This is a genomic window from Myxococcus vastator, assembly GCF_010894475.1.
In the GTDB taxonomy this organism is placed as follows: domain Bacteria; phylum Myxococcota; class Myxococcia; order Myxococcales; family Myxococcaceae; genus Myxococcus; species Myxococcus vastator.
The window spans coordinates 1-14,690 of sequence record NZ_JAAIYB010000192.1 but is presented as its reverse complement, the minus strand read 5'-3'; the positions used below and the strand labels follow the sequence as shown (position 1 = coordinate 14,690).

Below are 14,690 nucleotides of genomic sequence, written 5' to 3'. Positions count from 1 at the left end.
GCCTGGGGGAGTTCACGGCATGGCACGTTCCACGGTGGAGCCCGCGCACGGTGACGAGTTGCCCGCCAGCACGGGCACGCGCCCCTTCTGGGAGGCGGTGGCGCAGGGGACGGTGGACGTGGCCGTCCGCACCTACGAGGCCCTGGCGGCGTCGCAGCGGGACGTCGTGCTGGCCGAGTCCGCGCGCGCATCCGCGTCCGCTCGCGCCACGCTGGTGTCGGTGCTGCGGCGGGCGCGTGACTTCGCTGGCGCCGCGCGGGTGCTGGAGATGGATGGCGCCGCGGCTGACGCCGCACAGCTCCACGAGCAGGCGGGCGCGCTGCTCCTGGCCGCGGAGGCGTGGCTGCGCGCGGGTGAGCCGTCCCGGGCGGCGGCGGCCTTCGAGCGCGGCGGCGCGCTGGAGCGGGCGCTGTCGCTGTACCAGTCCCTGCGGGCGCGCGAGGGCATGGCCCGCTGCCTCACCCGGCTGCGCCGCCCCATGGAGGCCGCGGCGGTGTACCGCGAGCTGGGCAACCCCCACGCGGAGCTGGAGTCCCTGCGCGCCGTGTCCCCGGACATCGCGGTGGCGCGGCGTGAGGCGGTGCTGCGGATGAGCGCGCTGCTGGACGCGCAGGGGGACTCGTGGCGAGCGCTGGTGCTGCTGGCGGATGCGCTCCAGGCACCGGAGCTCCAGGGGGACATCGCGCTCCGGGCGGAGCACACGCGGCTGCTGCGTCACCTGAACCTGAATGGTGGCCCGTCGGTGGAGCCCGCCCGCGCGCCGCCGCCGCCGGACGGCTACGAATACCTCAAGGCCATTCCCCTCTTCGGTGAGCTGTCCCTGGTGGACATGAAGGACCTCTACCAACTGGCGCGGCCGGTGCAGTTCGCGCAGGGGGCCACGGTGTTGGAGAAGGGCGCGCCCGGCTCGGGGCTGCTGGTGCTGCTGGAGGGGACGGTGGACGTGCTCGTCGGTCCGGAGCCCGGCGCCCGGTTGCTCAACACGCTGGGGCCCGGGGCCTTCATCGGCGAAATCTCCCTCATCCTGGACGGAGACACGTCCGCGCAGGTGTGCGCGCGCACGTCCGTGCGGGCCCTGCGGGTGACGCGCGTGGACTTCCAGCACTACCTGGACACGCACGAGGCGGCCGCGCTGCGCATCCTCCGCCTCTTCACGGAAAAGCTCGCGGAGCGCGTGCGCGCGCTCAGCGCGTAGCAAGGGAGGTGGCCATGGCGCACGGGCACGGCGCGGACAGGCAGCGAGCCGTCCAGCTCGCCAGCGAGGGCAAGCTGGAGGAGGCCCTGGCGGAGTACCAGGGCGTGGTGAAGGACGCGCCGGACGACGCGGAGGTGCGTCAGAAGGTGGCGGAGTTGCTGGAGTGGCTCGGCCGTCCCTCGGACGCCGCCGCCGCGTACCAGGAGGCCGCGCTGGCCTGGACGAAGGCAGGCCAGCCCCTGCGCGCGGTGGCCGCGTGCGTGGCCCTGCCTCGGCTGGGCGCGACCCACGCCGCGTTGGTGCGCACCGCGCGCGTGCTGGCGGAGCGCTTCGCCCTGCCGCCGGGCGCCACGGTGTCCGTGGAGGCCACCCGGGTGCAGGTCACGGAGGAGGGCGCCCAGGGGCTGCCCATCCTCTCGCAGGTGAGCCGGGAGGCCTTCGTCGCGTTGCTCGAGGCGCTCCAGGTGCGCGCCTTCTTTCCGGGCCAGACGGTGGTGGAGGAGGGGACGCCGGGCGCCTCCATGTTCGCCCTGGTGGAGGGCCGCGCGGACGTGATGCGCGCGCTGGAGGATGGCCAGCGGCGGAGCGTGGGCGCCGTGACGCCGGGGGACTTCTTCGGGGAGCTGGCGCTCATCTCCGAGGGGCCCCGGCTCGCCACCGTGGTGGCCACCGAGCGCGCGGTGCTGCTGGAGCTCACGCGCCAGCACCTGGAGGTGGTGGCGGCGCGGCATCCGGACGTGACGGCGGTGGTGGAGGCCTTCTACCGGCGGCGGATGGTGGAGAACCTGCTGCGCAGCAACCCCCTCTTCAATCAGCTGACGCCCGCGCAGAAGGCCGCGGTGTCGCGCGACTTCGAGCTGCGCTCCTTCGCCGCGGACGAGACGCTGATGACGCAGGGCCAGCCGGGAGACGCCTTCTACGTGCTGCTGCGCGGGCGCTGCACGCCGTGGCTGGAGCAGCCCCATGGGCGGCGCGTGGCGCTGTCGGAGCTGCGCGAGGGCGACGTCTTCGGTGAAATCTCCCTGCTGCTGGACAAGCCGGTGTCCGTCACCGTGCGCGCGGACGTGGCGGGCGTGGTGCTGCGGCTGGAGCGCGGCGCCTTCCAGAAGCACCTGCTCAGCCAGCCGGGCCTCAAGGGCCAGTTGATGCGCATGGGCACGGAGCGGCTCCAGCGCACGGCGCAGGCGCTGGCCTCCGGGCGGGTGCTGCACGACGGAGACCTGCGCGTCTGACGCGAAGGGCTGACGCTGGAAACACAACGCCCGGGCCTCCGTGAGGAGACCCGGGCGCGGTGAGGTCCGGACGGTGCCGGAAGACTACATGGTGTAGCCGAGCGTCAGGCCGAACACCTGGGCCGTGCCGTTGTAGACGCCGGGGATGCCCGGCGCCGTGCTGTTCTTGTCCGACAGGTTGACGAACTGGTAGGCCGCGTCGACGCGCACCGCGCCGAAGCTGTAGCCCACGCCCGCCGACACGCCGAAGCGGTCCGCGTCCGGCAGGTCCGGCGTCAGCGTGTCATCCGGGCTGGGCGCCGGGTCCAGCAGCACGCCAGCGCGCACCTGCAGCGCGTCGGTGATGCCGTACTCACCGCCCAGGTGGAAGTTCCACGTCGAGCGCCAGTTCTTCGGCAGCGGGTTGTTGATGGCCGGGTTGTCCGGGAACTCGATGGCGAGCTCCGGGAAGCTGGACCAGCCCACCCAGTTGGCGTCGAACGCAATCGTCAGGCGGTCCAGCGGCGTGACGGCGATGCCCGCCACCACCGACTGCGGCAGCTTGACGTCACCCTCCACGCGGGTGTCCGGCAGGCGGCCCTGGAAGGCCGGTGGCACGTTCTGGAAGTCCGCGTCGCCCTTGAACGTCATGCCGATGGCGCTGCGGTACTGCACGCCCAACGTCACCAGCTTGGGCACCACCACGGCCTGGACGCCGGCGTTGAAGCCGAATCCCCAGCCCGCGCCGCCCAGGTGCACCTGGCCTTCGCTGGTGACGAAGCCCAGCGCGCGCTTAATCTCCAGCGTGCCGCGGGCGATGTTGAGGCCCACGCCCACGCGGAAGCGGTCGTGCACCTGGTACGCCACCGTGGGGTTGATGTTGTAGATGGACAGCCCGGACTCCTGGGCGCGGAAGCGGCCCACGAAGCCGTCTTCCCACCGGCTGCTCGCGCCGAACGGCGTGTAGAAGCCCACGCCGGCCGCCAGCGAGTCCGAGATTTTGTACACGGCGAACACGTGCGGCGGCGGGGACAGCGTCGTCTTCTGCCCCTGCACCGGGCCACCCGTGGGGGTGAACTGCAGGCTGGGGAGGATGCCCGTGACGCCCGCGGTGATGTCCAGCTTCTCCACGCCCAGGATGTTGGCCGAGTTGGAGTAGATGGCGGACGAGTCGTCCAGCCACGCCGCCGCCGCGTTGGCCATGCCCGAGGAGCGGGCGCTCTGGGTGTTGACCTGGAAGCCCGCGGCCTGGGTCGTCCCGGCGGCGAGCAACGTGATGAGGGAGAGTGTCTTCTTCATGGGGGTTCGTTCTCTCTCTTGAGGCCGTTACGGGGTGGGCGCGGTGCCCGTGTTCAGGAACTCGATGACCTGGTTCTGGGCGGTGTTGCGCACGGACCGGAGGAACTGGCTGGTCGCCGAGCCGGGGTCCTGCGAGGGGTCCACGATGCCGAAGAACGCGTGACGCACGTTCGCCGGCAGGCCCTGCACGTCCGCCAGGTACGACTGCACCGTGCGAGGCGTGGAGGCGTTGACCAGCGGGTGGTTGGCCGCGTCGATGAGGCCCTCCGTCACCGGGTTGGGCATGACCAGGTCGCCCTGGATGTACTGGATGAACGCCTCGCGGTTGGCGGGGAGCGGCGGCTTGGAATCGTCCTCGGGCCAGTTCTCCAGGTACTTGCCGTAGTTGCGGGGCGAGGCCGGGTCCAGGATGGTGCGCGCCAGGGTGATGAACTCGTAGAACTCAGGCGTGCCCGGGGTGCGGCCGATGCTGGCCAGGGTGTTGAAGAAGCCCGTGCGGTACTGCACGAACGTCGGGTCCGTGGCCGTCAGGAGGATGTCCACCAGGTCACCGCCCACCGCGTTGAGCGCCGTGCGGCTGACGACAGGGGACACGGAGGCGGACAGGACGCCCTGGATGCCGCCCAGGCTCTGGCCCACGTAGTTGAACTGGCTGGTGTTCAGCGTCCCGGCGCCCGCGCCGGCCAGGCGGCCGTTGAGGCTGTCGGTGTCCAGCGCGCGCACGAACTGGGCGAAGTCCACCACGTGGTGGCGGAAGTTGTCGCGGGTGGCGAACAGGTTGACCAGGTTCAGGAAGCCCGCGCCGGAGACATACGGCGGCTGGGTGGGACCCGGACGGGCGAAGTCGCCGCCCTCGCAGGTGCCGGTGGGGCTGCCAGGCGCGGCCACGCAGCGGCCCAGGCCCTGGCTGGAGCAGAACAGGTCCCCGTGCGGCGAGGCGTCCGGCGCCACGTTGCACACAGGCTGGTTGCTGGACACGCAGCGGCCGAAGGTGGGGCTGCCCGCCGTCACGTCGCAGGTGTCGCCGTCGTCGCAGGCCTCGTCCGGCGTGGTGAAGACGTACTCAGGCGTGCCGTCGCGGTTCTCGTCGACGACGACCGGGGACGCCTGGCTGATGCCGGCGCAGCTGGCGCGCTCACCATGGAACACGGTGTCAATGGCCGCCACGGCGTAGCCCGCCGCGTTGAAGTTGTTGGCCACCGTCATGATGTTGGTGCGGTTGCCCGTCAGGCCGTGGCCGAAGACGACCACCGGGTAGCCGTCCGCGGGCGCCGTGCCGGCGGGCGTGAAGAGCATGAACGGCACGCGGTCGATGCGGGGCGTGGCGCGGTTGAGCGTGCCCTGCGTGTCATCCAGGATGTAGGGCGAGTGATACGCGCCGATGAAGACGCGGCCCACCGCGTCGTTGTCCAGCGTCAGGGCGTCCATCGTGCCCTTGATGGTGGCCGTCTGGTCCACCAGGTACACCGGGTCGGCCGGCACCTGCGTGGGGGCACCGTTCAGCACCTCGAGGATGGAGCGGGTGCTCTGGGTGGTGAAGGCCCAGGCCAGGTTGATGTCCTTGCGCGGGATGCCCGCGGCCTCCAGGCCGTCGAACAGCGGCTTCATGCCCAGACGCGCCGGCTCCAGCTGCGCGGCGAGGTTGTCCGGAACGGCGGCCACCTGGCTCTTGCCGTTGGCGTCCACCAGCGGGTTGGCCATGCGCATCAGCGCCTGCGCGGCGGTGGGCGCCACGGTGCGGCCCAGCGTGTCCTTCATGCCGCGCAGCATCACCACGCCGTACTGGGTGGCCTCGTCCAGCGGCACCTCCGGGACAATCTGGAGCTGCTGCGGCGAGTTCGGCGCCGGCGTCAGGCCCTCCACGACAGGCTCGCAGTTGAAGCACACCTTCACCTGGGGGTTGGTGCCCGAGGTGGGGTTGGTCAGCTTGACGAAGCGCAGCGTGGTCTTCGCGTCATCCTCGGTGCCCTCGGCGTCCGGCGCGAAGCCAATCTTCAGCCGCACCGTGTTGGCGTCCAGCAGGGAGCCCGGGTCGATGGGGCCGCGGGTCGCGCCGTTCTCCGACACGATGGGCGCGGTGGTGGACCAGCCGTCCAGCGTGTTGAGGCCCGCGATGAGGCTCTGGGCGGGGCCCGCCTCGGGGGGCACCGGCAGGTTCAGGTGGGCCGGGGTCGTCTCCGTGGCCCGCACGCGCAGCAGGTCATTGGGGAAGGGGATGACGCTGCCGGCGGGGTCGAAGGTGGCCTCCGGGTGGTCCATGATGCTGAAGGTCCACAGGAGGACGATGTCCTCGCGCTTCACGCTGAACTGCTCGGACACCAGGTTCAGGATGGGCGCGTAGCCGCGGCGCAGCTGCTCCAGCCGCAGGGCGCTGGCCGTCTGGTCCGCCAGGCGGGCGGCGGGCTCCGTCACCGTGGAGGGGATGAGCTCGGTGGCCGTCTGACAGTCGGGGGCCTGCAGGTCGTCGCAGGTGACCAGCGACTCGGTGGAGCTGGCGAAGGCCCACGTGGCGGACGGGATGACCGGCTTGCCGGCCGTCGTCTTCACGCCGTTCTCACCGCCGATGATGGCCACCGCGTAGCGGCCACCCTTGGGCCAACCCCCGGGCAGCGGGGGGATGATGGTGACGAGGTTGGTCTCCTCGTTGTACCCGATGTAGCTGGGCGTCGCCGGCTTCGCCAGCGGCGTGCCCGCGTACACGTCGATGATCTTCACCGTGTTCGTGTTGACCGTTCCCGCCTCCAGGCCTCGGATCCGGGTGGTCGCGGTGACGGTGGTGGGGAAGCCGTTGAGCGTGTTCACGTAGTCGCGCGTGAACTCCTGCTCCGCGGCGGGCGCCTGTGGGTTGATGGGCGCGTTGACCAGGCCATTGACGATGGCCAGGTCGTTGGGCGACGGGACGACGGGCGGGGACCCGGTCGGATCGAACTCCGCGACGACGGAGTCTTCGGCGCTCCGCGGCGGGTCCTGGGCGATGTCGGGAGTACAGGCCGAGGCGCCCAGGGCAATAGCCCCGAGGAACAACACCTTTCTCATGGGTACAACCCCCTCCAAGTCCTGGGTTGGGATGACTGGACTGGAAACGTCCGTGGCGTACCACGTCCATGGGTTGGCAGGAAGACGAGGGACTTGACGCGTTGTGTCACTTGTGATGGCGCGTGCGGGGTGGTGAGACGGGCGGTCGTTGACACGCTGCGCAGTGGGCTCCCGGGGGTTACGCTGCCGCGCATGAACCGACTATTGGGTGTGCTGGTGGTGGCCGTTGCCGTGGTGGCGCATGCGGAGGGCGCGGGGGGCTTGACGTGGACGGCGCCCGCGGACTGGGCGGTGCAGGGGCCCCGGCCGATGCGCGCGGCGACGTACAAGATTTCCGCGGCCAAGGGGGACACGGAGGGCGCGGAGCTGGCCGTCTTCTACTTCGGGCCGGGGCAGGGCGGCGCGGTGGACGCCAACGTGAAGCGCTGGGTGGGCCAGTTCCAGACGGCGGACGGCAAGCCCATCACGAAGGAGGCGAAGACGAAGGCGGAGAAGCTCAACGGGCTGCCGCTGACGACGGTGGATGTGAAGGGCACGTACACGGGCGGCGGGCCGATGATGGGCCCCTCCACGCCCAAGCCCGGCTTCCGGCTGCTGGGCGCCATCGTCGAGGGCGCCCAGGGCGCCGTCTTCTTCAAGCTGACGGGCCCGGAGAAGACGGTGGCCGCTTCGGAGAAGTCCTTCCGCAAGCTGCTGGAGTCGGTGAAGAAGCAGTAGCGCAAGAGGCGCCACCGGCCGGCGCGGGGCTACTTGGCCCCGCGCGCGGGCTTCGCCTGGGCCTTGGTCGCGGTGCCACCCGCGAGCGCGCGCTGGACGGCCGCGGCCGGCGTGCGCTTGGCGGGCAGGTCCGGCATGAGGAGCACCTCGATGCGCCGGTTGCGCGCGCGGCCCAGCGGGGTCGCGTTGGTGGACACCGGCCGCATCTGCCCGTAGCCCGCCGCCACCAGTCGCCGCGCGGGCACGCCGCCGGTGTCCTGGAGGAAGCGCACCACGTTCACCGCGCGCGCCACCGACAGCTCCCAGTTGGACGGGAAGGTGCTCTGCAGCTTCTGCGACGGGGGCGAGTCATCCGTGTGGCCCGACACCTGGATGGACTTGTCCTCCACCTTGGCCAGCACGCTGCCCAGCCGCGTCAGCACCTCCTGGCCGCGCGCGCTGATGCTCGCGTCGCCGGAGTCGAACAGCACCTTGTCCACCAGGTCCACCTGGATGCGGCCCTCGACCTGGGACAGGCGGATGGCGCCGTCGGCGATCTCCGCCTTCATCTTGTCCTGCAGGTCGTCGTAGGTGGCCTTCAGCTTCGCCAGCTCCGCCTCCTGCTCCTGCACCGTCTGGCTGAGCTGCTCCTTCTCCGAGCTGAGCTGCTCCTTCTCCGTGGCGAGCTGGGTGCGCTCGGCTTCCAGCGCCGCCAGCTTCTGCTCCAGTTGCAGCCGCGCCGTCTCCGCGTCCCGTGCCCGCGTGGCGGCGTCCATGGCGGACTGGCGGGACTGCTCCGCCAGCGCCTCGGCCCGGCTCGTCCCGCGGTGCGCCAGGTACATCATCCCGCCCGACATCAGCACCACCAACGCCGTCACCAGCCAGGGCACCCAGGGCCGTCCGTGCTGCGCCTGGCCGTGCTGCGTGGACTCCGTCATGTCGAGACCTCCCGAGTGGCTGAACGGGGGCCACCGTAGCCAGACGCCCAGGGTGCGCCTCAAGGCGCCCCGGTGTGCGCAGGTGTCTGGCGGTGCAAGGTTGCAGCGGTGTCAGAAGGGAGCCCGCCCCTTCGCACGCCGCGTCCGGCGGACCCGGCCTGGGAGCGGAAACCCGCGCCGGAGGTGGTGCATCTGGCGGCGAGGATGGACACGTTGAGCGCGGGGAGGCGTCCGCCATGGGACAGTTGATTGAGGGCAGGTGGCACACGGGCTGGTACGCGCCCGACGCGGAGGGGCGCTTCGAGCGCCCGCCCACGGTGTTCCGCGAGCGCGTCACGGCGGATGGCTCCAGCGGTCTCCCCGCCGAGCCGGGGCGCTACCACCTCTACATCTCCTACGCGTGCCCGTGGGCCAGCCGGCTGGCCATCATCCGCAAGCTGAAGAAGCTGGAGGGCGCCATCGGCCTGACGGTGGTGGACCCGCGCATGGGGGATGACGGGTGGACCTTCCAGGGCTACCCCGGCTCCGACCCGGAGCCCTTCTACGGCCTCGCGTTCCTGCGGGAGCTCTACGTGAAGGCCCGCGCGGACTACACGGGCCGCGTCACGGTGCCGGTGCTCTGGGACCGCCAGCGGGAGACGGTGGTCAACAACGAGTCGCGCGAGCTCTTGCGCATGCTGGACACGGAGTTCGACGCGTACGGGGACGCGTCCGTGCAGCTGGCGCCGCCGCACCTGCGCGCGCAGGTGGACGCCACGCTGGACGCCATCTACCCGTCCATCAACAACGGCGTGTACCGCGCGGGCTTCGCCACCCGCCAGGAGGCCTACGAGGACGCGTGCCGCGAGCTGTTCTCCGCGCTCGACACGTGGGAGCAGGTGCTGGGCACGCGGCGCTACCTGTGCGGCGCCACGCTCACCGAGGCGGACGTGTGTCTCTACACGACGCTGGTGCGCTTCGACCTCGTGTACCACGCCCACTTCAAGTGCAACCTGCGGCGCATCCAGGACTATCCAAACCTGTGGGGGTACCTGAAGGACCTCTACCAGACGCCCGGCTTCACGGAGACGACGCAGCTGGACCACATCAAGCTGCACTACTACTGGAGCCAGACGACGGTGAACCCCACGCGCGTGGTGCCGCTGGGGCCCACGGTTCCGCTCGGGGAGCCCCACGACAGGGCCCGGCGTTTCGGATGACGGATGGAGGACGGAGCGCCTGGCCGGATGCTCATCCAGCGAACACCCGTCCGGAGTGACTGGCGTCTGGCTGACGGCTGGGACCCAGGGGTGGGCTGCAATCCCACGCGGACGCCACAGCCTTTGAGCGGAGGCCCCCGGGCCTGCGGCGTTCATTCATGGGGGCGGAGGAGGCTGGCATGAAGGCAGTGGCGATCATCCTCGCTGCGGGTGAGGCCCGGCGGATGGGCCACCCCAAGGCGCTTATCGAGCATGAGGGAGGCAAGAGCTTCCTCCAGTCCCTGGCATCCACCTTTGGCAAGGCGGGTTCCATGGTGCTCGGCGTGGTGGGGAAGGACTCCGAGGCGGTGCGCGAGCAGCATCCGGGAATGGAGCTGGTGGAAGCGGAGCGGTGGCAGGAAGGGCCCCTCCTGTCGATAAAGGCGGGGCTGGAGGCCGCGCTGGAGGCGGGCGCGGACGTGGTGTTGCTGCATCCGGTGGACATGCCGGCGCTGCGCGCGTCCACGCTCAAGTCGCTCCTGAAGATGGCGCAAGACGCGGATGAGCTGCTGCGTCCGGAGTTCGAGGGCGCGCCCGGCTGGCCGCTGGTGCTCTCCCGGAGCGGGGCGGAGCGGCTGCGCGCCGCGGACGGCTCGCAACTGGAGCCCGCGCTGGCGGCGATGAAGGTGCGCCGCGTGCCGGTGAAGGACCCGGGCGTGGTGGTGAACATCAACACGCCGGAGACGTACGAGCGCCTGTTCGGCACGCAGCCGCGGCTGGCGCCTCCGCCCAAGCGGCGCGGCACCAGCAAGCGCGGCACCGGCCCGGCGACGTCCAACGTGGCGGAGCTGGGCGGCGGTTCGGCGCCCATGGCCGCCGCGTCCGACGAGTAACGCGTGACGGAGGGCTGGCTGGGGCCCGTGAAACAGGGGGCTCCGGCCAGCACCATCCTGATGCGTCAGAACGTGAGGCCCAGCCCCAGGTACGGGCCGGTGAGCCGCTCGACCTGCTCCTCCCCGTTCGTGTGCCCGGCATCGTTGAGGTAGAGCGCGCGCCAGCCGCCGCGCAGGTTGAGCGCGCCCGCGTGCAGGGCCAGGCCGGCCTGGGCATCCACCTGACGGTGCGGGAAGGGCACCGCCTGGATGCGAGCCTCGATGTCCACGGGCGAGGCGCCGATGCAGGCCTCCGCGGACACGGCGAAGCTGGGGCCCACGAAGAGGATGCTCGGCGCATGCGCGCTGGCGAAGCCGCCCTCCAGCCGCAGCCGGCCCCGCTCACCCGCCCACAGCGCCGCGGAGGCATGCGCGCTCAGCAGGGTGATGCGGTCGGTGGCCTCCGAGCCCTCTTTGGCGGGCAGCGTCATGCCAGTGATGCGCGTGTCCAGGCCCAGGCGGCGGCCGTCCATCGCCATGAAGAGCCCCATGGCCCCGGCGTCGCCCAGCAAGTCCCCCTGCACGCCCATGCGCACCAGCAGCGGCACCGTGTCCTCCGGCGCGCGCGTCACCCGCTGGGCGGGCCGCGCGGAGGCGAAGCCCGGGCGGGTGGCGCCAATGAGGGCCCCCGTGACGATGACGCCCGGTGGCCGCCGGCGCACGCGCGCGACGCGCCGCCGGGGCGCGTCGTCACGCCGGGGCGTTCGCTCGCGGCCAATGGCGGAGGCCGGGTGGGTGCGGCGGTTGCCGCGCGAGCCCTCGCGGCGCTGGCCAATGGCGGACGCGGGATGCGCCCGGGCGCCGCGCGACACCTGGGACGGGGAGGCCTGCCGGGACGTGCTCCGTGACGAGGACGCGGACGCGGAGGTGCCTCGCTTGCCGAAGCGCGCCTGGGCGGGGGAGGTGCCCAGCAGGACACCCGCCGCGAGCGCGGCGCACAGCACGGCCTTGGATGCAGGCAAGGTCCACTCCTCATGGGGATTTCGGGGGCGGGCGGATTCAACCGCCTTCCCTCCCCACGGACCATGGGCCTCCAGCGCGACGTGCCGTCCGCCAGCGCGTGCTGTGCGGCGCCGGACACCGCGGCGGTTCGCCGTCGCCGCGAATGCCACCCGGTGAAGACTCACTCCGAGCTGTAATATCTGCATGCGCGGGCCCGGCAGATGCTCATGCTTTGACAGAGCGCGGAATGCGGCGACGTCGCTCGTGCCTGGGCGGGATGGAGGGACTAGGGTGCCGGGTGTGACTCATCCCGTGGTGCAACCGCAGGTCCTGATTGTGGAGGATGACCCGGACGTTCGGGGGGCCATGGCGGAAGCGCTGCACGACGAGGGCTTCGAGGTGTCCATGGCCATCAACGCCGTGGAGGCCCTTCGCGTGCTCGCGGCGCTGGAGTCCGCCTGCCTGGTGCTGCTCGACTGGGAGATTCCGCGCGTGGACGGGCGAGGGCTGCTCGAGCGGCTGCGGTCCGATGAGCGCTTCGCCGGGACACGGGTGGTGGTGATGACGGCGGAGGCCGGGCCGCTGCCGCCTGGCGCGGCGGGGGTGCTGCGCAAGCCCGTGAGACTGGAGACGCTGCTGGAGACGACGCGGCGGCACTGCCCGGTGGCCGGCGGCGTGGTGAAGACGCCGGCGTGAGGACTCCAGAAGACGTCAGTAGGTGAGGCCCAGGCCCAGGAAGGGGCCGTAGAAGGTGTCGACGTGGGAGACGCCATCCACGTAGCCGGCGTCGTCCAGCACCATGCCGCGGTAGCCGCCGCGCAGCACCACCGCGCCCACGTGCAACGCCAGCGCGGCGCTCGCGTCCACCTGCCGGTAGGGGAAGGGCGTCACCTGCACGCGGGCCTCCAGGTCCAGGGGGCCGGCGATGCAGGCCTCCAGGGAGGCGCCGAGGCTGGGGCCGACGAAGGTGATGTCCGGCGCGTGCGCGGTGCTGACGCCCGCCTCCGCGCGCACGCGGGCACGCTCGTGGGAGATGAGCGCCCAGGTGAGGTGGGACTGCGTCAGGGTGATGGAGTCCGAGCCGCTCGTCCCGTCATCCGTGGGCAGGCCCAGGCCCGTCAGCCGCAGGTCCACGCCGAGGCGCCGGCCCTCCAGCCCGAGGAACAGGTCGGCGCCGCCGCCCCCTTCGTTGACGGGCCCGCCCTGGAGGCCCAGCCGGAAGGACAGCGGCGCCGCGTGGCGCGCTCCGCGCAACTCCGGCGACAGGCTCAGCCGGTGGTTGCCGGTGGCGAAGAAGAAGGAGAGCCAGCTCACCGACGTGGTGCTCGAGCCGCCGCTCGCGTACCGCCGGTTGCGCGAGGAGCGCGGCCGGGACGTCCGCCGGGGCGCGTCGTCGTCATCGTCGTCCGAGCCGATGGCGGAGGCCCCGTGCTCCTTGTCATCCCCATCCCGCTTCGGCTCACTCTGGGACGGCCGCGAGCGCTTGCCGAAGCGGGCCTCGGCCGCCGTGGGACCCAGACCCAGCGCGAGCGCGAGAAGGGCACACAGCAGGGTCCGGATTGGGAACACGGGTCAGCTCCTGAGGATGGGCCGGGGATGCGGCCGCCGGAGCACTGGACGCCCGGCGGCCTGCTTTATTCAATCCGCGTCATTGCTTGGGCGGCGGTGGGCAACTGGCGGGGTCTTTCAGGCACGCGTCCGTCTGCAGGCACTGGCCCGGGGACTTCGGGAGCTTGCACGAATCCGTGCACTTGGGAGGGGATACGGAGTAGTCACACGTTCCCCCACAGGTGGTCTGCGCCTTGGGGTCCACATCCTCGCAGGGCGAGCGCAGGAACACGGTGATGGGCTCGGGGTGATGGATGCCGCGCGAGTCCATGCAGCCCTCGAAGTCGCCGTCCCCCCAGACGGCGGTGCCGTCATTCACCTTGCAGCGGGCGGGGCGGGGATTGTAGCTGCCCGGCTCGCAGGGGCCCGCCGCGTGCGCCATGCAGCCGGAGATGCTCTGGCCACCGATGTCGGCGTTGGCGCAGATGCGCGAGCGCAGGTGGCTGTCGCCGTCCACCCAGTCCCGGCCGTGGCAGGCGTGGACGTTGTCGTGGACCACGCCCTTGAAGCGCAGGTTGACGAGCTTGGGCTCGAAGGTCTCCGGGTTGAGGACGACCTCCACCGTCAGCTCGCGCGAGTCGAACATGTTGCCGTAGAAGGCGCCCTCCCGGAACGTGTACGCGCCGAAGGGCTCGGCCGGGTAGGTGCCGGCGGTGGCCACCGGGGCCACCCACGAACCCGGCGTCGCGGCGCGGCTGTAGGGCGCGGACATGACGCTGTAGCGGCCGCTCGCGGGGCACTTGAATTCGACGCTGGGCTCGATGCCGCCGCAGGGGTTGTCGAGCGTGTCGGCCAGGCGGTCCTCCCAGGCACAGCCCCGCGGGTCCTCGCACACGCGCAGCACCCGGTCGCCGAAGATGCGGCCCAGGCGGCCGGTGCAGGTTTCCGGGTGGGGCGCGCCCGCGGCCACCGTCACCTTGTCGCCCGGGGCGCAGGCGCCTACGTGCTCCCCCAACCAGCCGCACTCGGCCTGGAGGCCCGCCTCGCCCGAAGCGCAGGGCAGGAACATGGGGCTCCACTCGTGGCGGTTGCCTGACGGGTTGAAGCGCCGGAGCTCGCGCGAGTCCTCGCCGCGCATGGACACCATCACGCTGTCCCCGAAGGCGTTGTTGCGCGCCAGCAGACAGGCCGTCACGTAGCCCAGGCAGGCCTGGGTCGGCTTGTCCTTCTCCCACTCCGGACACAGCCCCAGCTCGCCCTTGAAGCTGTAGTAGTCGCCGGCGCGGCTCTTCCACTCGACGCCGGCGCCGCGCGGCAGCGCGCACTCGGTCAGGTAGGCCATCACCTCCCGGGCGGGTGGGTGCTCCAGCGTGTGCTTCAACCGGCCGTCGCCGGCGAACGACTGCGTGTGCAGCGGCAGCTCGGTGAGGGCCTCCAGCGCGGCCCGGTTGGTGGTGAGCGCGTTGAAGGCCAGCTCCTCGGTGCGGAGCGAGTTCAGGATGCGGATGCCGGGCTCCGCCTGAACCGGAGCCTGGGGAAGCAGCAGCGCGGTCAGGAACAGGAGCGCGGCCCGCGAGGAGCGCGAGGAAAGGCGAAGCGCGAAGGGCGACATGGAGCGTGGACCTCGGAGCGAAAAGGGACTCGGTGGCGCTGGGGGTAGCACGTAGCGGGCCGGACACTCACGCCCGCGGTTTCGGGGGGTTGGCGGTGGGCCC

Annotated in this window: 12 protein-coding genes; 6 read left to right on the top strand and 6 right to left on the bottom strand. The window is 71.7% G+C overall.

What is annotated here, in order from left to right:
• Positions 1–19: 19 nt before the first annotated feature.
• Together G4D87_RS19800 and G4D87_RS19795 are read left to right on the top strand one after the other, a co-directional pair.
• The gene (locus G4D87_RS19800) at positions 20–1,195 is read left to right on the top strand and encodes a cyclic nucleotide-binding domain-containing protein (RefSeq protein WP_163783625.1); all 1,176 of its coding nucleotides are present in this window, start codon (positions 20–22) and stop codon (positions 1,193–1,195) included.
• Positions 1,196–1,209: 14 nt separating this feature from the next.
• Positions 1,210–2,427 carry a cyclic nucleotide-binding domain-containing protein gene (locus G4D87_RS19795; protein ID WP_163783624.1) on the top strand — a complete coding sequence of 406 codons (1,218 nt, stop codon included), beginning with the start codon at positions 1,210–1,212 and terminating at the stop codon, positions 2,425–2,427.
• An 84-nt stretch (positions 2,428–2,511) separates the two neighbouring features.
• Here G4D87_RS19795 and G4D87_RS19790 read toward each other — a convergent pair whose 3' ends face one another.
• Complete coding sequence (locus tag G4D87_RS19790) at positions 2,512–3,705, bottom strand: OmpP1/FadL family transporter (RefSeq protein ID WP_163783623.1); 1,194 nt, start codon at positions 3,703–3,705, stop codon at positions 2,512–2,514.
• A 27-nt stretch (positions 3,706–3,732) separates the two neighbouring features.
• On the bottom strand, positions 3,733–6,741 hold the full coding sequence (locus tag G4D87_RS19785; RefSeq protein ID WP_163783622.1) for an alpha/beta hydrolase: 3,009 nt from the start codon (positions 6,739–6,741) through the stop codon (positions 3,733–3,735).
• A gap of 192 nt (positions 6,742–6,933) precedes the next feature.
• On the opposite strand from G4D87_RS19785, the gene G4D87_RS19780 reads away from it, so the two are divergent.
• The gene (locus G4D87_RS19780) at positions 6,934–7,458 is read left to right on the top strand and encodes a hypothetical protein (RefSeq protein ID WP_240358428.1); all 525 of its coding nucleotides are present in this window, start codon (positions 6,934–6,936) and stop codon (positions 7,456–7,458) included.
• A 29-nt stretch (positions 7,459–7,487) separates the two neighbouring features.
• On the opposite strand, the gene G4D87_RS19775 is transcribed toward G4D87_RS19780, so the two are convergent.
• Positions 7,488–8,375, bottom strand: a complete 888-nt coding sequence (locus tag G4D87_RS19775; RefSeq protein WP_163783621.1) for an OmpA family protein — start codon at positions 8,373–8,375, stop codon at positions 7,488–7,490.
• Positions 8,376–8,611: 236 nt separating this feature from the next.
• Here G4D87_RS19775 and G4D87_RS19770 point away from each other — a divergent pair, with 236 nt between their 5' ends.
• Both G4D87_RS19770 and G4D87_RS19765 read left to right on the top strand, forming a co-directional pair.
• Positions 8,612–9,574 carry a glutathione S-transferase family protein gene (locus G4D87_RS19770; protein ID WP_163783620.1) on the top strand — a complete coding sequence of 321 codons (963 nt, stop codon included), beginning with the start codon at positions 8,612–8,614 and terminating at the stop codon, positions 9,572–9,574.
• Positions 9,575–9,753: 179 nt separating this feature from the next.
• Positions 9,754–10,446 (top strand): nucleotidyltransferase family protein, encoded by a 693-nt coding sequence (locus tag G4D87_RS19765; RefSeq protein WP_176409969.1) that lies wholly within the window; start codon positions 9,754–9,756, stop codon positions 10,444–10,446.
• 65 nt (positions 10,447–10,511) lie between these two features.
• Here G4D87_RS19765 and G4D87_RS19760 read toward each other — a convergent pair whose 3' ends face one another.
• Complete coding sequence (locus G4D87_RS19760) at positions 10,512–11,447, bottom strand: porin family protein (RefSeq protein ID WP_205507647.1); 936 nt, start codon at positions 11,445–11,447, stop codon at positions 10,512–10,514.
• 292 nt (positions 11,448–11,739) lie between these two features.
• Between G4D87_RS19760 and G4D87_RS19755 the strand changes: the two genes are divergently transcribed.
• Entirely contained in the window at positions 11,740–12,123 is a 384-nt protein-coding gene (locus G4D87_RS19755) for a response regulator (protein ID WP_240358427.1), read from the top strand.
• 15 nt (positions 12,124–12,138) lie between these two features.
• Here the strand turns inward: G4D87_RS19755 and G4D87_RS19750 are convergent, their stop codons facing one another.
• Entirely contained in the window at positions 12,139–12,996 is an 858-nt protein-coding gene (locus G4D87_RS19750) for a hypothetical protein (protein ID WP_163783617.1), read from the bottom strand.
• Between the two features lie 79 nt (positions 12,997–13,075).
• A partial coding sequence (locus G4D87_RS19745; RefSeq protein WP_240358426.1) for a hypothetical protein occupies positions 13,076–14,690 on the bottom strand: 1,615 nt, incomplete at its 5' end.

What these genes read in the sequence shown, in the direction of transcription:
- G4D87_RS19795 (WP_163783624.1), top strand. Translation starts at nt 1,210, where the DNA reads ATGGCGCACGGGCACGGCGCGGACAGGCAGCGAGCCGTCCAGCTCGCC.
- G4D87_RS19765 (WP_176409969.1), top strand. Translation starts at nt 9,754, where the DNA reads ATGAAGGCAGTGGCGATCATCCTCGCTGCGGGTGAGGCCCGGCGGATG.
- G4D87_RS19775 (WP_163783621.1), bottom strand. Translation starts at nt 8,375, where the DNA reads ATGACGGAGTCCACGCAGCACGGCCAGGCGCAGCACGGACGGCCCTGG.
- G4D87_RS19780 (WP_240358428.1), top strand. Translation starts at nt 6,934, where the DNA reads ATGAACCGACTATTGGGTGTGCTGGTGGTGGCCGTTGCCGTGGTGGCG.
- G4D87_RS19770 (WP_163783620.1), top strand. Translation starts at nt 8,612, where the DNA reads ATGGGACAGTTGATTGAGGGCAGGTGGCACACGGGCTGGTACGCGCCC.
- G4D87_RS19790 (WP_163783623.1), bottom strand. Translation starts at nt 3,705, where the DNA reads ATGAAGAAGACACTCTCCCTCATCACGTTGCTCGCCGCCGGGACGACC.
- G4D87_RS19800 (WP_163783625.1), top strand. Translation starts at nt 20, where the DNA reads ATGGCACGTTCCACGGTGGAGCCCGCGCACGGTGACGAGTTGCCCGCC.
- G4D87_RS19785 (WP_163783622.1), bottom strand. Translation starts at nt 6,741, where the DNA reads ATGAGAAAGGTGTTGTTCCTCGGGGCTATTGCCCTGGGCGCCTCGGCC.